General features: G+C 62.4%; 19 protein-coding genes. 13 read left to right on the forward strand and 6 right to left on the reverse strand.

The window, feature by feature from the left end; translation table 11 throughout:
* Nucleotides 1-756 (reverse strand): MlaA family lipoprotein, encoded by a 756-nt coding sequence (locus tag ACW9UO_RS12325; protein ID WP_457086098.1) that lies wholly within the window; start codon nucleotides 754-756, stop codon nucleotides 1-3.
* Nucleotides 757-965: 209 nt separating this feature from the next.
* Between ACW9UO_RS12325 and ACW9UO_RS12330 the strand changes: the two genes are divergently transcribed.
* The 6 genes from ACW9UO_RS12330 to ACW9UO_RS12355 all read left to right on the forward strand — a co-directional run bounded on the left by ACW9UO_RS12330 (nucleotide 966) and on the right by ACW9UO_RS12355 (nucleotide 6,791).
* Nucleotides 966-2,690 (forward strand): type I secretion system permease/ATPase, encoded by a 1,725-nt coding sequence (locus tag ACW9UO_RS12330; RefSeq protein WP_457086099.1) that lies wholly within the window; start codon nucleotides 966-968, stop codon nucleotides 2,688-2,690.
* Nucleotides 2,691-2,719: 29 nt separating this feature from the next.
* Nucleotides 2,720-3,988 (forward strand): HlyD family type I secretion periplasmic adaptor subunit, encoded by a 1,269-nt coding sequence (locus tag ACW9UO_RS12335; RefSeq protein ID WP_457086100.1) that lies wholly within the window; start codon nucleotides 2,720-2,722, stop codon nucleotides 3,986-3,988.
* A gap of 63 nt (nucleotides 3,989-4,051) precedes the next feature.
* Nucleotides 4,052-4,516, forward strand: coding sequence for a RidA family protein (locus tag ACW9UO_RS12340; protein ID WP_457086101.1), 465 nt, complete (start codon nucleotides 4,052-4,054; stop codon nucleotides 4,514-4,516).
* Nucleotides 4,513-5,265, forward strand: coding sequence for a glycerophosphodiester phosphodiesterase family protein (locus ACW9UO_RS12345; protein WP_457086102.1), 753 nt, complete (start codon nucleotides 4,513-4,515; stop codon nucleotides 5,263-5,265). The genes ACW9UO_RS12340 and ACW9UO_RS12345 overlap by 4 nt, the downstream gene beginning before the upstream one ends.
* Nucleotides 5,266-5,310: 45 nt before the next feature.
* Nucleotides 5,311-6,498, forward strand: coding sequence for a GNAT family N-acetyltransferase (locus tag ACW9UO_RS12350; RefSeq protein WP_457086103.1), 1,188 nt, complete (start codon nucleotides 5,311-5,313; stop codon nucleotides 6,496-6,498).
* On the forward strand, nucleotides 6,495-6,791 hold the full coding sequence (locus tag ACW9UO_RS12355; RefSeq protein ID WP_457086104.1) for a 4a-hydroxytetrahydrobiopterin dehydratase: 297 nt from the start codon (nucleotides 6,495-6,497) through the stop codon (nucleotides 6,789-6,791). Before ACW9UO_RS12350 ends, ACW9UO_RS12355 begins: the two co-directional genes overlap by 4 nt.
* Before the next feature lie 52 nt (nucleotides 6,792-6,843).
* On the opposite strand, the gene ACW9UO_RS12360 is transcribed toward ACW9UO_RS12355, so the two are convergent.
* Entirely contained in the window at nucleotides 6,844-7,332 is a 489-nt protein-coding gene (locus tag ACW9UO_RS12360; protein ID WP_457086105.1) for a peroxiredoxin, read from the reverse strand.
* A gap of 100 nt (nucleotides 7,333-7,432) precedes the next feature.
* Between ACW9UO_RS12360 and ACW9UO_RS12365 the strand changes: the two genes are divergently transcribed.
* Together ACW9UO_RS12365 and rsmD are read left to right on the forward strand one after the other, a co-directional pair.
* Nucleotides 7,433-8,641, forward strand: coding sequence for an NAD(P)/FAD-dependent oxidoreductase (locus ACW9UO_RS12365; RefSeq protein ID WP_457086106.1), 1,209 nt, complete (start codon nucleotides 7,433-7,435; stop codon nucleotides 8,639-8,641).
* Nucleotides 8,638-9,201, forward strand: a complete 564-nt coding sequence (gene rsmD / locus ACW9UO_RS12370; protein ID WP_457086107.1) for a 16S rRNA (guanine(966)-N(2))-methyltransferase RsmD — start codon at nucleotides 8,638-8,640, stop codon at nucleotides 9,199-9,201. Before ACW9UO_RS12365 ends, rsmD begins: the two co-directional genes overlap by 4 nt.
* A 197-nt stretch (nucleotides 9,202-9,398) precedes the next feature.
* Here rsmD and rlmH read toward each other — a convergent pair whose 3' ends face one another.
* The 4 genes from rlmH to ACW9UO_RS12390 form a co-directional block, all read right to left on the reverse strand.
* Nucleotides 9,399-9,869: a 23S rRNA (pseudouridine(1915)-N(3))-methyltransferase RlmH gene (gene rlmH, locus ACW9UO_RS12375; RefSeq protein WP_457086108.1), complete on the reverse strand. Its 471-nt coding sequence runs from the start codon at nucleotides 9,867-9,869 to the stop codon at nucleotides 9,399-9,401.
* A 9-nt stretch (nucleotides 9,870-9,878) separates the two neighbouring features.
* Nucleotides 9,879-10,352: a ribosome silencing factor gene (gene rsfS / locus ACW9UO_RS12380; RefSeq protein ID WP_457086109.1), complete on the reverse strand. Its 474-nt coding sequence runs from the start codon at nucleotides 10,350-10,352 to the stop codon at nucleotides 9,879-9,881.
* A gap of 46 nt (nucleotides 10,353-10,398) precedes the next feature.
* Complete coding sequence (locus ACW9UO_RS12385; RefSeq protein WP_457086110.1) at nucleotides 10,399-11,754, reverse strand: mechanosensitive ion channel family protein; 1,356 nt, start codon at nucleotides 11,752-11,754, stop codon at nucleotides 10,399-10,401.
* 96 nt (nucleotides 11,755-11,850) lie between these two features.
* On the reverse strand, nucleotides 11,851-12,012 hold the full coding sequence (locus ACW9UO_RS12390; RefSeq protein WP_457086111.1) for a hypothetical protein: 162 nt from the start codon (nucleotides 12,010-12,012) through the stop codon (nucleotides 11,851-11,853).
* Between the two features lie 259 nt (nucleotides 12,013-12,271).
* Here ACW9UO_RS12390 and leuC point away from each other — a divergent pair, with 259 nt between their 5' ends.
* From leuC to leuB, 5 genes are all read left to right on the forward strand, one after another.
* Nucleotides 12,272-13,675, forward strand: coding sequence for a 3-isopropylmalate dehydratase large subunit (leuC, locus tag ACW9UO_RS12395; RefSeq protein WP_457086112.1), 1,404 nt, complete (start codon nucleotides 12,272-12,274; stop codon nucleotides 13,673-13,675).
* Nucleotides 13,676-13,757: 82 nt separating this feature from the next.
* Nucleotides 13,758-14,363, forward strand: coding sequence for a 3-isopropylmalate dehydratase small subunit (gene leuD / locus ACW9UO_RS12400; protein ID WP_457086113.1), 606 nt, complete (start codon nucleotides 13,758-13,760; stop codon nucleotides 14,361-14,363).
* Between the two features lie 384 nt (nucleotides 14,364-14,747).
* Nucleotides 14,748-15,575 (forward strand): hypothetical protein, encoded by an 828-nt coding sequence (locus ACW9UO_RS12405; RefSeq protein ID WP_457086114.1) that lies wholly within the window; start codon nucleotides 14,748-14,750, stop codon nucleotides 15,573-15,575.
* A gap of 50 nt (nucleotides 15,576-15,625) precedes the next feature.
* Entirely contained in the window at nucleotides 15,626-16,621 is a 996-nt protein-coding gene (locus ACW9UO_RS12410) for an endonuclease/exonuclease/phosphatase family protein (RefSeq protein WP_457086115.1), read from the forward strand.
* A gap of 106 nt (nucleotides 16,622-16,727) precedes the next feature.
* Nucleotides 16,728-17,834 (forward strand): 3-isopropylmalate dehydrogenase, encoded by a 1,107-nt coding sequence (leuB, locus tag ACW9UO_RS12415; RefSeq protein WP_457086116.1) that lies wholly within the window; start codon nucleotides 16,728-16,730, stop codon nucleotides 17,832-17,834.
* Nucleotides 17,835-17,846 lie beyond the last annotated feature (12 nt).

A 17,846-nucleotide genomic window follows, 5' to 3' on the forward strand; every position in this document is an offset into this window, starting at 1 on the left:
TTAAAATCCCTCAATATCAATTTCATCGGGTTCAATATAGTCTGTTTCCCCGTCGCCGCCAATTTCGAACCGTCTATTTTGCAGGTAAAGAATGCGTGTCTGAGCATAGCTGTCGGCACTGTCATAGAGCACGGAATCCAACGACCCCGCAAATCGCCCGCGTTTGCCGAACTTCGCGGTGATCCGGCTGGCGCTGAGATAAGTGCTCGTGGGCCGGGGCGCAGAGTTCAACGGATCAATCAGGCGATCGACGACGATGCCCACCGCGTCACGCTCGGTTGCGGGCCCGAAAATCGGCAGTTCAAGATAGGCCCCCTCGGGCACGCCCCAAACCGCGAGGGTCTGGCTGAAATCGGCGTCATCCTCGATAATCTCAAATTCGCGCGCGACATCAAAGATCCCGCCGAATCCGAGCGTGGAATTCAGCCCAAAGCGGACGGTATTGCGCAACGCCCCTTCGAGATCGGCCTGCAGCACTTGGTTCACCACCGATCCGGGCACCGACAGATTGCTGGCGAAATTGGTCACTAGATCCTGCGCCGGGACGGGCACGGTGTTGACATAGGCCAGCGCAACCGGGCGGATCACCGCGCGGTCGAGGCTCTTGCTTGCTTCGTGCACCTTACGATTGCGCGCCTCGTAGGGATCGAAGACACCATCGCGCGTGACCTCGCCAGGTGACGGCAGGGTGCACCCCGCAAGAAGCACAAGGCCAACGATGGCCAAGGCCTGTTTGAGGGGCGCGCGCAGGATCATGGGAAGAACTGTTGGCAACACTGGCAATCTCAATCGGTTGGCAATAAAGTTTGTGTAGTGAATTTGGCAGTCGTGCCGGTGGGCCGCTCTGGCGATCAATGAGTTTATAGCCCAAGACCGACCCATAGTCTGGCCCATTCGGGCCGTCCGGACAACCCGGCATCCGGGCAGGCTCTGTCAGGACGGGCAAGAGAGGCAGGAACCCGCGTATGCAGCAACGCCAAGCTGGTCTGAGCGAACTTCGGGGCATTCGCCGCGAAAGCCGTGGGCTCTATTGGTCTGTCGGCCTGTTCAGCTTTTTCGCCAATCTTCTGATGCTGACCGGGCCGCTTTATATGCTTCAGGTCTATGACAGGGTGCTGTCGAGCCGGTCTGAGGCAACGCTTGTGGCGCTCTCGGTTATCGTGATTTTCCTGTATAGCGTTATGGGTTTGCTGGATTTTGTCCGGGGGCGGGTCATGGCGCGGGTCGGTGCACGGTTTCAGGCGCGGCTGGATGACCGGGTGTTCGACGCCAGCCTGCGGCGCTCGGCCACGCGGCCCGATGATACGGCGGCCACCGGGCTGCGCGATCTGGAATCGGTGCAGCGTTTTATGACCTCGCCGGTGCTGTTGGCGCTGTATGATTTGCCATGGACACCGCTGTTTCTGGCCGGAATCGCGATTTTCCATCCCTATCTCGGGATTATGGCGGTTGGCGGCGGGGCGCTTTTGGTGGGGATCGCGTTGATTTCGCAACAGATGCAGAAGGCGCCGGTGCTGGAATACGGTCGCGCGGCGCATAAGTCCGAAACCGTGGCCGCCCGTCTGCGCGACGAGGCCGAGATGGTGCAGGCGATGGGCATGCGCAAAGCGGCGCTGTCACGCTGGAAGGGCGCGCGGATGGCGACTTTGGTGGGCCAGATGCGCAGTTCGGATGTCAGCGGTGGCTTTACCGCGATGACCCGTGCGCTGCGGCTGTTGTTGCAATCGGCGATGCTCGGCCTTGGGGCGTGGCTGGTGCTGCGCGGCGAGATGTCGCCCGGCGCGATGATTGCCGGGTCGGTCCTGCTGGGCCGGGCGCTGGCACCGATCGAGGTTTTAATTGGCCAGTGGGGGGCCGCGCAGCGGGCGCGCCAAGGCTGGAGTTCCCTTGCCGATCTTCTGGGGAACACCCCGCCCGAGGTGGCGCGCATGGAGCTTCCCCGGCCCAAGGCACGGCTGGAGGTGCAGCAAATCACCATCATTCCGCCCGCAGACCGGCAAGCGGCCCTGCGCATGGTCACCTTTGATATCAAACCCGGACAGGCGATGGGTGTGATCGGGCCGTCGGGCGCGGGCAAATCCACGCTGGCGCGGGCAATCACCGGGCTGTGGCCGCCGGCCTCGGGGCGCATCCGGCTTGATGGCGCAACGTTGGACCAGTACGACGCCGAATTGCTGGGGCAATACATCGGCTATCTGCCGCAAAAGGTTGAGCTTTTTGATGGAACCATCGCCGAGAATATCGCCCGGCTTCAGCCCAATCCCGATGCAGAACAGATCGTCGCGGCGGCGCGGATGGCGGCGGCGCATGAGCTGATCCTCAAGCTGCCAGACGGGTATGACACCCGTGTTGATATTCATGGCGGGCGGCTGTCGGGCGGGCAGATGCAACGGATCGGGCTGGCGCGTGCGCTTTATGGCAACCCCGAAATTCTGGTGCTCGACGAGCCCAATTCCAACCTCGACAACGAAGGCAGCGCGGCGGTCAATTCCGCCATTCGCGCGGTCAAGGCGCGGGGCGGCGCGGTGCTGATCATGGCGCATCGTCCGGCGGCGATACAGGAATGTGACACGCTTTTGGTGCTGGATCAGGGGGCGCGCGTGGCCTTTGGTCCGCGCGATGAGGTGCTGAAGAAAACGGTGCAGAACGCGGCGCAGTTGCGCACGCCCAACCCCGGAGGCGTGCAATGAAAGACGCAGGGTTCCCCGTCCGCATACCGATGATTCTGGGTGCGCTGGCGCTTATTGTGCTGGTGGGCGGCTTTGGCGGCTGGTCAGTGTTCAGCCGGATTTCCGGCGCGGTCATCGCCTCGGGGCAGGTTGAGGTGGATCAAAACCGGCAGGCCATCCAGCACCCCGATGGCGGTGTGGTGGACGCGCTTTTGGTGAAAGAGGGCGATGCGGTGGAGGCCGGCGATGTCCTGCTGCGGCTTGACCCGGACCTGATGCAATCGCAGATGACGGTGGTGCAGGACCAGTTGCACGAAATCATGGCCCGCCGCGCCCGGCTCGAGGCCGAGCGGGATGGCGCGCCCGAGCCGGTGTTTGACGACAGGCTGCTGGCCGCGGCGCTGGAAAATCCCTCGGTGGACGAACTGATGAACGGGCAGGCGCGGCTGTTCCATGCGCGGGCAGAATCGCTTGCCCGTGAGACCGAGCAATTGGCGACACAGTCCAAGCAGATTTCGGTCCAGATCGAGGGGATTGATGCGCAACAGACCTCGCTGAGCGAGCAATTGGTACTGATCGAAAAAGAGCTGGCCGATCAACAAAGCCTGCTCGACAAGGGGCTGGCACAGGCGTCGCGGGTGCTGGCGCTGCAACGGCAAAAGGCGCAATTGGCCGGGCAGGTGGGCGAGCTGACCTCGCAAAAGGCGCGCGCCTTTACCCGGATTTCCGAGATCGACATTGCGATCCTTTCGGTCGGCTCGCGGCTGCGCGAACAGGCGATTTCCGAGCTGCGCGACCTGCATGTGCGTGAACGCGAGCTGGCCGAAGAGGCCAACTCCCTGGGCGACAGGCTGGGCCGGATGGCGATTCGTGCGCCGGTGGCCGGGGTGGTCTATGGCCTTGCGGTCTTTGGCCCGGCGGCCGTGGTGCGCCCGGCTGATCCGCTGATGTTCCTTGTGCCGCGCGACCGTCCTGCGATCATCGCCGCCCGCGTCGCGCCGATCAACATTGACGAGGTGCATGTCGGGCAGGATGTGCTGTTGCGGATGACCGCGCTCAGCCAGCGGGAAACGCCCGAGATTTTCGGCGAAGTGGTCAATATTTCCGCCGATTCCTTTGTCGATGACGTAACGCGCCAGCCTTATTACCGCGCCGAGATCGTGCTGCGCCCCGGCGAGGCGGCCAAGCTGCCCGAGGGCACGCCGCTGATTCCCGGCATGCCGGTCGAGGCGTTCATTCGCACCGGAGACCGCTCGCCGCTGGCCTATCTGTTGAAACCGATGGCGGATTATCTCGCGCGGGCCCTGCGCGAAAGCTGATCCCGGCTCTTGCCCGCGCTGCGCCTGCCGTCTAGCGTCGCCGCAAATGACAGGAGATGCGCGATGGACAACATGATCGAAAAACGGCTGTCGGACCTCGGGCTGACCCTGCCCGCCGCCCCCGCGCCTGCGGCCAATTACGTGCCCTATGTGCGCACGGGCGATACGCTGTATGTCTCCGGGCAGGTGTCGGCGGATGCGGATGGGCTTATCCTCGGCAAAATCGGCCGCGACCTGAGTGTCGAAGACGGGGCCAAGGCCGCGAAGGCCTGCGCGCTGAGCCTTTTGGCGCAGGTGCGCGCCGCCTGTGACGGCGATCTGTCGCGGCTGAAACGGGTGGTGAAGCTGACCGGTTTCGTCAACTCCACCGATGATTTCACCGACCAGCCCAAGGTGATCAACGGGGCCTCGGATACGCTGGTCGAAATCCTTGGAGACGCCGGGCGGCATGCGCGTTCTGCGGTGTCTGCTGCCGCGCTGCCTTTGGGCGTTGCGGTTGAAATCGAAGGCATTTTCGAAATCGCATGACCCTGCATTCCGATTTCTTGACTCGCCCGGTGGCGCACCGGGCCTTGCATGATCTTGCCCAGGGGCGGCCCGAAAACTCGCGGGCTGCCATCCGTGCCGCGATTGCGCGCGGCTATGGCATCGAGATTGACCTGCAACGCTCGGCGGACGGTCGGGCAATGGTGTTTCACGACTATGATCTGACGCGGCTGACCGGGGTTGAGGGGCGGCTGGCCGATCACACCGAAAGCACGCTGGCCGGGATTGGGCTCACTGGCGGTGACGAGGGCATTCCGACGCTGCCCGAGGTGCTTGAGATCGTTGCGGGACAGGTGCCGCTGCTAATCGAGATCAAGGATCAGGACGGCGAAATGGGCCCCAACGTGGGTCCGTTGGAGCAGGTCACGGCAGAGGCGCTCAAGGGCTATGCCGGGCCGCTGGCGGTGATGTCGTTCAATCCGCATGCCATGGCCGAGATGGCGCGGCTGGCGCCGGATATTCCGCGCGGGCTGACCACCTGTGGCTATGATCCCGAAGACTGGCCCGAGGTGCCTGAACCGGTGCGGGCGCAGCTGCGTGATATTCCCGATTTCGACCGGGTCGGGGCCTGTTTTATTAGCCATCACGCCCGCGATCTGGCCGCCGCGCCGGTCGCGGCGCTCAAGGCCCGCGACGTGCCTGTTCTGTGCTGGACCATCCGCACGCCCGCGCAGGAGGCAGAGGCGCGCAAGCTGGCCGACAATATCACCTTCGAGCGGTATTTGCCTTGAAAGCGGATCGCGCCGCGCCAATTCTGACAGTGCAAGGCAGGTGACATGCGCGAAACCCAGATCGAAATTCAGACCCATGACCGGATTTCCGCGATTGGCGCGGCGGTTTGGGATGCCTGTGCCTGCCCCGAGGCGCAGGACGGCGGGCGGCCGGTGGACCCCTTCACCACCTATCGGTTTCTCAATGCGCTGGAAGACAGCGGATCGGTCGGGCGCGGCACCGGGTGGCAACCCACCTATCTGACCGCGCGGATTGATGGCGAGGTCATCGCCTGCGCGCCGCTTTATGCCAAAAGCCACAGCCAGGGCGAGTATATTTTCGATCATAACTGGGCGCAGGCTTTTGAAAACGCGGGCGGCGACTATTACCCCAAGCTTCAGATCGCCGCGCCCTTTACCCCAGCGACAGGCCGCCGGTTTCTGTGCCGTCCGGGGTTTGAGGAAGTTGGCGCCTCGGCCTTGGTGCAAGGCGCGATACGGCTGGCGGCGAACAACGATCTATCGTCGCTGCACATCACTTTTTGCACCGAGGAAGAGGCCGAAGCCGGGGCCGAGATGGGCCTTTTGCGTCGCCAGACCCAGCAGTTTCACTGGCTCAATCAGGGATATGCCGATTTCGACGGGTTCCTTGCCGCGCTGTCATCGCGCAAGCGCAAGACCATCCGCAAGGAACGCCAGCGCGCGCAGGGCTTTGGCGGTACCATCCGCACCCTGACCGGCGATCAGATCGAACCGGAGCATTGGGATGCCTTCTGGGTGTTTTATCAGGACACCGGCAGCCGCAAATGGGGCACGCCTTACCTGACGCGGGCGTTTTTCGACATCGCGCAGGAGGTGCTGCGCGACGATATCGCCTTGGTGCTGGCCGAACGGGATGGCGTGCCGGTGGCGGGGGCGCTTAATTTCATCGGGCGTGACGTGCTGTTTGGCCGCTACTGGGGCTGTATCGAAGATCACCCCTGCCTGCATTTTGAGGCGTGTTACTATCAGGCGATCGACTTTGCCATTGCGCGCGGGCTCAAACGGGTCGAGGCCGGGGCGCAGGGCGAGCATAAACTGGCGCGCGGATACCTGCCGGTGCCCTGCCATTCGCTGCATTGGGTGGCGGACAAGGGTTTTTCCGAAGCGATTGCGCGCTATCTTACCGCAGAACGGGCCGCAATTGACGAGGATATCGAGATCCTCACAAGCTATGGCCCGTTTCGGCGCGACACCAGGGAGGAACAGCCATGAGCGAGAAATTGTCGGACACCGGTCGCAAGACCATGCTGGCCCCATTGATCGAGGCGGGCTGGACCGTCGATGAAGCCCGCGATGCGATCTGCAAGACCTTTGAGTTCGCCGATTTCGTTGAGGCGTTCGGCTGGATGACACGCGTGGCGATCTATGCCGAGAAATGGAACCACCACCCGGAATGGCGCAATGTCTACAAAACGGTTGAGGTGGTGATGACCACCCATGATCTGGGCGGTTTGTCGGCGCTGGATGTCAAGCTGGCGCGGCGGATGGAACAGCTGGCGGAATAGTCAGAGGGGGCCGGGGGGGCCGGGCGCGCAGAGCCTGCGCACCCGGTTTGTATCAGATTTCCGCCAGCAGCGCTTCGCCGCCCGAGATGTCACAGACGCCGGGGCTTTCCTCGCGGTGCAGCACCTTGACCACGCCGTCTTCGGCATAAAGTGCATAGCGCTGCGACCGGTCGTGCAGGCCTGCGGGAGGGGCGTTGAACTCCATGCCGATGGCTTTGGTGAACGCGGCCGAGGCATCGCCAAGGAAGGTCAGGCCCGCCTCGGTGGCACCGGTGCTTTCGCCCCAGGCCTGCATCACGAAGGGATCATTGACCGACACGCAGATGATCTCGTCCACGCCTTTGGCATCAAAGTCACCCTTGGTGCGCATAAAGCTGGGGACATGTGCGCTTGAACATGTGCCGGTATAGGCACCGGGCAGGCCAAAGATCACCACTTTGCGGCCCTTGAGCTTGGCACCCAGATCGACCTGTTCCGGTCCTTCATTTCCCATTGTCAGCAAAGTTGCCTGCGGCAGGCTGTCGCCCACTGAAATCGCCATATCTACGTTCCCATTCGAATTGATTTCACATCTCCCGGCAATATAAGGTCCGGCGAACCGGGCACCAGCCCCAATAGGCCGATCAGTCAAGAGGAACGCCATGACCCATTTCATCGTTGTCGGCGGCGGACAGGCCGGGGCGTCGCTTGTGGCGAAACTGCGCAATTCGGGGTTTGAGGGCGAGGTCACGCTGATCTGTGGCGAACCGGTGCCGCCGTATGAGCGCCCGCCTTTGTCCAAAGCGTATCTGTCGGGGGACATGGCGCAGGAGCGGCTTTATCTGCGGCCCGAGCAGTTTTACGCGGATCAGGATATTGCGCTGCGGTTGAATGCGACGGTGAGCGCGATTGATGCCGAGGCGCGGACGGTTCGCCTTGGCGACGAGGTGCTGCAGTATGACGAATTGGCGCTCTGCACCGGTTCGCATCCGCGCCGGTTGCCGGCTGCGATTGGTGGCGATCTCGGCAATGTTTTTGTGGTGCGCACGCTTGGCGATGTCGACGCGATGGAGCCGCAGGTGCGCGAGGGTGGGCGCGCTCTGATTGTGGGCGGCGGCTATATCGGGCTTGAGGCGGCGGCGGTGGCGGCCAAAAAGGGGATGACAGTCACGCTGGTCGAGATGGGCGAGCGCATCCTGCAACGGGTCGCGGCGCCAGAGACGTCGGATTTCTTCCGCAAGCTGCACCGCGATCACGGCGTGGATATCCGCGAAGGCGTGGGGCTGGAGCGGTTGCTGGGCGACGGCAACGTGTCTGGCGCGCGGCTGAGCGATGGCAGCGAGATCGCGGCGGATATGGTTGTGGTTGGCGTCGGCATCATGCCCGCCACCGAACTGGCCGAAGCGGCAGGGATTGTGATCGACAACGGCATCGCGACCGATGCGCAGGGCCGAACCTCTGCGCCGCATATCTGGGCGGCGGGCGATTGCGCCTCGTTTCCCTATCGCGGTGGACGCATCCGGCTGGAAAGCGTGCCCAACGCCATCGACCAGGCCGAGGTGGTGGCGCAGAACATGATGGGCGGCGCGGTGGATTACGTTGCCAAGCCGTGGTTCTGGTCGGATCAATATGACTGCAAACTGCAGATCGCCGGGCTGAACACCGGCTATGACCACGTCGAAACCCGCCACAGCGATTCGGGCCATGTGTCGTTCTGGTACTTCCACGGCGATGCGCTGGTGGCGGTGGACGCGATGAACGACGCGCGCGCCTATATGGTGGGGAAGCGGCTGATCGAGGCAGGCAAGACCCTGAGCCGCGATGAGGTACACACGCCCGATGGCGATATGAAAAAGCTGCTCAAGCGGTGAGGATCATCGCCGGAGAGCATCGCGGACGGGCGCTGACGCCGCTGGGCAAGGGCGACGCGGGCGCGCATCTGCGGCCCACCACAGACCGGGTGCGCGAAAGCCTGTTTTCGATGCTGGGCGGCGGGCGGTTTGGCGCGCCGTTTGACGACACCCGTGTGCTTGATCTCTTTGCGGGCACCGGCGCGTTGGGGCTTGAGGCCCTGTCGCGCGGGGCGGCGCATGTCACCTTTGTTGATGATGGCCGCAAGGCGCAAAAGCTGATCCGCGCCAATGTGGCGATGCTGCGCGAAGAGGAAAGCTGTCGGCTGTTCACCTGCGATGCCACCCGGCTTCCGGCGAATGACGGGGCAGCTTGCGATCTGGTATTCCTTGACCCGCCGTATGGCAAATCGCTTGGCGCGCGGGCGCTGGGCGTGGCGCAGGCGGGGGGCTGGCTTGCCTCCGAGGCGCTGATCGTCTGGGAGGAAAGCACCGCCCAAAGCGCGCCGGACGGCTTTGACCTTTTGGAGAGCCGCAAGTACGGCGATACCTTTATCAGCATACTTGAATTTATTGCCTGACCGGCTGTGACATTGCGGTGACAGACAAGAAATTTCATGTTACGCTTGAAGCAGTATCGTACCACCCTCACGGCGGCCTAGGGGCCGCAAAATGCCACGGCATCGGAGAGCTGCGCACGGGCCACAAGCAATTGGGGCTAGCTCTCTCGATGGCCGTGGTTTCGTTTTGCAGGGGGGGTCGTTTCGCGGCTAAAGCGTCAGACCCGGTGGTAAGGCGCACCGGCAAGGATGGACGCCGCGCGATACAGTTGCTCGCTTAGCATCGCCCGCACCAGCATATGCGGCCAGACCATTTTGCCAAACGACAGCGCCATATCGCATTCGGCGCGCAGCCCCGGATCAATGCCGTCCGCCCCGCCGATGATCAAAGCGAGGTCGCCGCGCCCGTCGTCGCGAAAGCGGGACAGGACACCGGCAAAATCCGGCGAGTTCATCAGCTTGCCGCGTTCATCAAGCGCGATACACACCGCGCCTTGCGGCAAGGCCTTGCGCAAAAGCGCGGCTTCGGCGCCCATGCCGCCGCCTTTGCGATCCTCAACTTCGTGCAGTTGCAACGGGCCAAGCCCCAAGGCCCGGCCGGTGCGATCAAAGCGCGTGACATAATCATCAATCAGCGCCTTTTCGGGGCCCGCCCGCAGGCGACCCACAGCGCAAATATGCACCCGCATCCGTCTAGATCAGTTGTGGCTTGTCGGCCGCGCCGCGGCTTCGTCTGTCGGCAGCCACATCTTTTCCAGCTGATAGAACTCGCGTACCTCGGGGCGGAACACGTGCACGATCACATCACCGGTGTCGATCAGAACCCAGTCACCGGTGCCCTTGCCCTCAAGCTTGGAGTGGCGCCCGAATTCAGTCTTCAACGTATCGACAAGCCGTTCCGAAATCGACGCAACCTGACGCGACGAGCGACCTTGGCAGATCACCATATAGTCGCCGATGGCGGTTTTGCCGCGCAGATCAATCTGCACGATTTCCTCGGCTTTGCTGTCAGCAATAGAGGTTAGAATGTGCGCAAGCAGCTCTTCGCTGGTGACTTGCGCGTGTTGGCCCGCGTGGGGCACGCCTTGAACGGCTGTGTTTGCCGCTTCAATGGTAACAGTCAGGACACTGTCCTCCTTGATATCGCGCCGATTGGCCCTGGCGCCGAGCATCTCCCTAAAATAGCAAGCAACAGGTCACATTTCAATGAATGTGGCATCAAGGCTGCAAGATGCCGCCGGTTTCGGCCGTATCCGCATCGTCCTTGAGCACACGCACCTCGCGCTGCGGGAAGGGAATCGAAATGCCGTTTGCCTTGAAAGTGTCCCAGAGTGCAAGGTACACATCGCCGCGGATGTTGGTCAGGCCGCCGGTCGGATCCTTGATCCAGAACCGCAGAATGTAGTCTACCGACGAATCTCCGAAGCCAACGATGTGGCAAACCGGGGTTTTGGGGAACTCCAGCACCCGTTCGGCACCAGAGGCGGCCTCGATGGCGAGTTTGCGCACTTGGTGCGGGTCGTCCTGATAGGCGGTGCCGAAAAAGATATCGAGCCGCACGAAATCCGACGAGTGTGACCAGTTCACCACTTGCCCGGTGATCAGGTCTTCGTTCGGGATCAGGTATTCCTTGCCGTCGCGGGTCACAACGCTGACGTACCGCGCGCCCAGCGAGTTGATCCAGCCAAAGGTTTCGCCAAGGCTGATGACGTCGCCCGGCTTGATCGACTTGTCGAGCAGGATGATGATGCCGGATACGAGGTTCGACACCACCTTTTGCAGACCAAAGCCCAGGCCGACGCCGATGGCCCCCGACAACACCGCCAGACCGGTGAGATCGACGCCGACAAGGTTGAGGCCGATAAAGAAGGCCGAGCCGTACAGCACCACTTGCAGGAACTTGACGGTCAGCACCTGCATCGAGGGCGAGATGTCTTCGTTGCGGCGAATGCGGTCCGAGGTGGTCTTGGCGATGAACCGCGCCAGCGCGATGGTCGCCGTCAGCATCACCAGCGCCTGCACCAAAAGCCAGGCCGAGATCCGGGTGTCGCCCAGCGTGATGGCCATGCGATCCAGAAGGATCTGCGTGCCGTCGGTGAGGCCAAGGATCGACAGTGTCACCCAGATCCACGCGCCATAGCGCACGGTGGTGCGCAGCAGCGGATTGTCGATCAGCCGGGTGGCAAAGACCACAAATAGCCAGGCCGTGGCCAGATTTGAGAAGATCCCAAGCAGATAAGAGCGGGATGGCCAAGCGATCTCGCGCATGATCAGCACGGCGATCCAAAGCAGGATGACGAAGAAGATCATCCTGAGGCGCCGGTGCACAATCACCAGTACCCGCATGCGCCAGCGTGGCCAGCCTTCGCGCCCGCGCATCCAGTCATGAAGCCGTGGGCGGGCGAGGCTGCCCAGCCCCCAGGCCAGCGCGAACAGGCCAAGGGCAATGCCAACCTGATACAGGTTCCATCTGCGCATCAGGCCGGTGAGGTAGAATTCGCCAAGAGATTTTGCGTTGGTGAGAAATTCCTGAAGCAGGGCCATGGCCGCTACCGGGTCGGTCTGGGGATCCATCTGCGCTCCTGTCAGGGTCTTTTCTCAGGGTCGCATGATTTCCAGCTGTTTCACAAGTCGCAGGGCAAGTCGCAGCACAGGGCGCGGGACAGGGCGTTAGGGCTGGCCCAGCCCGGTGGCCTCGATGATGGCGCGCAGGCTTTCCTCGGAAAACGCGGTTTCCGACGGGGTGATCCCGCCTTGACCGGCCTGCACGGCCAATCCAACGCTTAAGGTCGCGGCGCACAGGGCCGCATAAATCACACTCAACTTGCTCATCGCCAATACCTCACTACCGCTGCGTTTTGTCCACGCATCCCACCGGATCACGATTTTCGGGAAACTTCCGCCAAGGCTTGATAGAATCTCGCCTAGGCTGTAAGTGGCGAGCTATGCAAATGCTGACAAATATTCAAGACCGTGCCCGCCTTCGCGAGCGGTTCTACGGTGCGTCACATACGGTGCTCGCCCGGGCTTGAGCGGCCTTTTGCCAATCCGCCCCACACATATTTAATTTTTGAACGGGAGAGGACCAGCCATGTCCCCCAAAACGCTCTATGATAAAATCTGGGATGCGCACCTTGCGCATGAGGCCGAAGACGGCACCAGCCTTCTGTACATCGACCGTCACCTTGTTCACGAAGTGACCAGCCCGCAGGCCTTTGAAGGGCTGCGGATGACGGGCCGCACCGTGCGCGCACCGGAAAAGACCATCGCGGTGCCCGATCACAATGTGCCCACCACCGAAGACCGCGTGAACGGCATCGACAACGAAGAGAGCCGCATTCAGGTCGAGGCGCTCGACAAGAACGCCAAGGAATTCGGCGTACACTATTACCCGGTGTCGGATGTCCGTCAGGGCATCGTGCACATCGTTGGCCCCGAGCAGGGCTGGACCCTGCCGGGCATGACCGTAGTCTGCGGCGACAGCCACACCGCGACGCATGGTGCCTTTGGCGCACTGGCGCATGGCATCGGCACCTCCGAGGTTGAGCATGTTTTGGCGACGCAGACGCTGATCCAGAAGAAATCCAAGAACATGAAGGTCGAGATCACCGGCAAGCTGCGCCCCGGTGTGACCGCCAAGGACATCACCATGTCCGTGATCGGCGAGACCGGCACCGCCGGCGGCACCGGCTATGTCATCGAATATTGCGGCGAAGCGATCCGCGATCTGTCGATGGAAGGCCGCATGACCGTCTGCAACATGGCGATCGAAGGCGGCGCACGCGCCGGCCTTATCGCGCCGGACGAAACCACCTATGCCTATGTCAAAGGCCGGGCGCATGCGCCCAAGGCTGGCCAGTGGGAAGCGGCGCTGACCTGGTGGAAAACGCTCTATTCCGATGACGACGCGCATTGGGACAAGGTGATCACTCTCAAAGGCGAAGACATCGCGCCGGTTGTGACTTGGGGCACCTCGCCCGAAGACGTGCTGCCGATCACCGGCAAAGTGCCCGCCCCCGAAGACTTCAAGGGTGGCAAAGTCGAAGCCGCGAAACGTGCGCTGGCCTATATGGATCTGACACCGGGTCAGGCGCTGACCGATATCCAGATCGACACGGTCTTTATCGGGTCGTGCACCAATGGCCGGATCGAGGATCTGCGCGCTGCGGCCGCGATCCTCAAAGGCAAGAAGGTCAAAGACGGGATGCGCGCGATGGTCGTGCCCGGCTCGGGCCTTGTGCGGGCGCAGGCCGAGGAAGAAGGTCTGGCGGATATCTTCAAAGCAGCCGGTTTCGAGTGGCGCATGGCGGGCTGTTCGATGTGCCTCGCGATGAACCCCGACCAGCTGTCCGAGGGAGAGCGCTGTGCCTCGACCTCGAACCGCAACTTTGAGGGGCGTCAGGGTTTCCGGGGTCGTACCCACCTTGTTTCCCCTGCGATGGCGGCGGCTGCGGCCCTGACCGGCCACCTGACTGACGTGCGCGAGATGATGTGACGGTGTGCCGGGCCTATGCCCGGCCTACCCATGACCGTAGGCCGGGCTACTGCCCGGCACCCGTTCCAAGAGGATTGAACCGATGGAAAAATTCCAAAAACTCACCGGCACCGCGGCCCCCATGCCGTTGGTCAATATCGACACCGACATGATCATCCCCAAGGTGTTCCTGAAATCCATCCAGCGCACGGGCTTTGGCAAGAACCTGTTCGATGAGATGCGCTATAACCGCGACGGCAGCGAAGTCGCGGATTTCGTGCTGAACAAGCCGCAGTACCGCAACGCCGAGATCATCGTCGCGGGCGACAACTTCGGTTGTGGCTCGTCGCGCGAACATGCGCCATGGGCGCTCAAGGACTTTGGCATCAAATGCGTGATCTCCACGTCCTTTGCCGACATCTTCTTTAACAACTGCTTCAAGAACGGCATCCTGCCGATCGTTCTGCCGCAGGAAGATGTCGACAAGCTGATGGATGACGCAGGCCGTGGCGCCAACGCCACCCTGACCGTGGATCTGGTAAACCAGACCATCCAAGGCCCCGACGGCGGCACCATCGCCTTTGAGGTGGATGCGTTCAAAAAGCATTGCCTGCTTGAAGGTCTCGACGACATCGGGCTGACCATGGCCAAAGAGGCGTCGATTGATGCGTTTGAAGCCAAGGCCGCGCAGGAGCGTCCCTGGGTCTGAGTTTTACGACCCCTGTCAAATGAGGCGGCGCTGGATACTCCGGCGCCGTTTTCGTTTCTGCTCCCCCGACTCTGCCCCGATTGTTTCCACGCGGCCTTCGCCCTATGCGCGCGCCGCTAGTGGTGCGGGGGGCACGTTCCGCTATATCTGGTGTACCCTGTTTTCATTGACATTTTTTGGCCACCGGATTGATGCAATGCAGCACCACCCGCCCCACGAAATCGCCAAATTGAGTCCCTTATGGTGAACAGACGGTTGAGACACCGGCCGAAAAGGGGCAACAATTGGGCAAGAATGAGGCAGGCCGCATCACCCAAGCGGCATCAAACGGGAACAAGAGCACGGCATTGAACCGCGCTCGACCGGATTGAAGGGGAACGAACAGTGATTTCACGCATTTTCGGTGCGGCTATACGGGCGTTGCTGGTGTCCAGCGTTGTCGTCCTTCCCGGCCTGATGCTCGGCTCGAACGGAGTCGACAGTGCGCAGATCTCTGTCTTTGTCGCTTTGCTTGCCGCGCTGTTCGTGTTTGCCGAATATGCCTCCTCTTACCCCAGTTTCGTTGAATTCCGCCAAGCGCCGCCGTTCAACCGGATGCGCTTTGTGATGTTGGTTCTGATGGTGCTTTGCCTGACGTTGCTTAGCCGCGATGCGACCCATCCCGGCGTGCTGTCGGGCGTTGTGGCCCGCGGTGCGGCCACCATTGGCGATTTCATGGACCTGCCGTATTCGCCGGTGCGCATCCTTGTGTATGGCTTGCCCGCCGATTCCAGCCTTGAGTTGGTTCAACGTGCCCGCGACGGGGCGGCGCTGGTGTATGCGCTGTCGTTGACGGCGCTCGGGACTTTTGCGCTGTTGGTGCATATCTATGACTGGCCGTCGCGCAATGGTGCCTTCAACGTCTGGACCAATCTGCCGCTGTTTGATCCAACCACCGGCGGCGATGTGCTGCCACGCCTGCGCCGCGACGGGTATCTCAACATTGCGGCGGGGGTTGTGCTGCCGTTTCTGATCCCGGCGTTGTTCCGGGTGGCCTCGGTGATGTTCGACGCGCTGTCGCTGTTTGACTCGCAGAGCTTTGTATGGACGATGGTTGCATGGGCCTTCATTCCCGCCAGTATGATCATGCGCGGCATCGCGATGAGCCGGGTTGCCGATCTGATCGAGGAAAAGCGGCGCCGCGCCTATGCCCGCGCCCAGCACGCTGGCTGATTTGCCTTTTTAGTTTGATGGTGGGTCCGGCTTTGGCCGAACCTGTGCGCGTGGCGACATGGCATGTGGAGCTGAGCCGCAAGGGGCCGGGGCTTATGCTGCGCGACATCCTGAAGGGCAAAGACCCGCAGGTGGCGGCGGTGATCGAAACGCTGGCCGAGGTCCGCCCCGATATCCTGCTGCTCACCGCGATTGACCATGATCTGACGCTGGCCACTCTGACCGCGCTGGTCAAGGGGCTGGCCGCGCGCGGTGTTGAGTACCCGCATCTGTTTGCGCCAGTGCAGAACGCTGGCCGCGATGTCGGCGCCGATCTGGACGGCGATGGGCGGCTGCAAGAGCCGGAGGATTCGTTGGGGTTTGGGTTTTTCACCGGGCAGGGCGGCAATGCGGTGCTGTCTCGGTATCCGCTGGATGTCGCGGCGGTGCAGGATTTCTCGGGGCTTTTGTGGCGCGATCTGCCGGGCAATCTGATGGAAGGGGCCGAGGTGCCCGAAGCGGCGCAGGCGGTGCTGCCGCTGTCGAGCACGGCGCATTGGGTGGTGCCGGTGCTGATGCCGGGGGGCGTGCTGAGCCTGCTGACCTTTTCGGCCACGCCACCGGTGTTTGACGGCCCCGAAGATCGCAACGGGCGGCGCAACCATGACGAGGTGCTCTTTTGGCGGCAGTATCTTGATGGCGGTTTCGGGCCGGTGCCCGCGCATTTCGTGCTGATGGGCAATGCCAATCTTGATCCGTCCGACGGCGAAGGGCGCCATGATGCGATCCGTATGCTCTTGGCTGACCCTCGGCTTCAAGACACGCAGCCCGCCGATCCTGCTGCTATAGCCGAGGACAACCCGGCGCAAACCGGCGATCCGGCGCTTGATACCGCGAATTGGAACGATCCGGTGCCGGGCAATCTTCGGGTGGATTACGTGCTGCCGTCGGCCGGGTTGCAGGTGATCGACAGCGGCACACTTTGGCCCGCGCCGGGCAGCCGGGCGGCCGAGGCCTCGCGCCATGCGCTGGTTTGGGTGGATCTGGAGTGGCCGCCCGCGCGCTGATCCGCGTTTCAGGGTCGGTAAGAGCCCATTGCGGCGGTCATTTCTTGAACTTCCCGCCGGTATTGGCTAGGCGATGCGGGACCCATTTCGACAAAGGAATACCCCCATGAGCACGCCCTCCCTTCTGATTCTGCCCGGCGATGGCATCGGCCCCGAAGTCATGGCGCAGGTGCGCCGGATCATCGCGTGGTACGGCGACAAGCGCGGGCTGAATTTCGACGTCAGCGAAGACCTCGTCGGCGGCTGCGCCTATGACAAGCACGGCACCGCGTTGCACGATGACACGATGGCCAAGGCGCAAGAAGTTGATGCCGTTCTGCTTGGTGCCGTTGGTGGCCCGCAGTACGACAACCTCGATTTCTCGCTCAAGCCCGAGCGCGGCCTGCTGCGTCTGCGCAAGGAAATGGACCTTTATGCCAACCTGCGCCCGGCGCAATGCTTTGACGCGCTGGCGGAATTCTCGTCGCTGAAAACCGAAGTGGTGTCGGGCCTCGACATCATGATCGTGCGCGAGCTGACCTCGGGCGTGTACTTTGGCGAGCCGCGTGGCGTGTTCAAAGAAGGCAACGAGCGTGTGGGCATCAACACCCAGCGTTACACCGAGTCCGAGATTGCCCGCGTGGCGCGTTCGGCCTTTGAGCTGGCCCGCAAGCGCAACAACAAGCTGTGCTCGATGGAAAAGGCCAATGTGATGGAATCGGGCGTGCTTTGGCGCGATGTCGTGACCGAGGTGCATCAGGCCGAGTATTCCGATGTCGAGTTGACGCATATGTATGCCGACGCCGGTGCGATGCAGCTGACCCGCTGGCCGAAACAGTTCGACGTGATCGTGACCGACAACCTGTTTGGCGACATGCTGTCGGATCTGGCGGCAATGCTGACCGGATCGCTCGGCATGCTGCCGTCGGCCTCGCTTGGCGCACCGATGGCCAATGGCCGCCCCAAGGCGCTGTATGAGCCGGTACACGGTTCGGCGCCCGACATCGCCGGTCAGGGCAAGGCCAACCCGATCGCCTGTATCCTGTCGTTCGCAATGGCGCTGCGCTACAGCTTTGACCAAGGGTCCGAGGCTGACCGTCTGGAGCAAGCCGTGGAAAAAGTGCTGGCCGATGGTGTGCGCACTGCAGATCTGCTGCAAGCTGACGGTTCCGAGCCGGTGTCGACCTCTGAGGCCGGTGATGCGGTTCTGGCGGCGTTGGACGCCTCGCTTTGATATCGGTCCGGG

This window comes from Marinovum sedimenti, assembly GCF_054052205.1.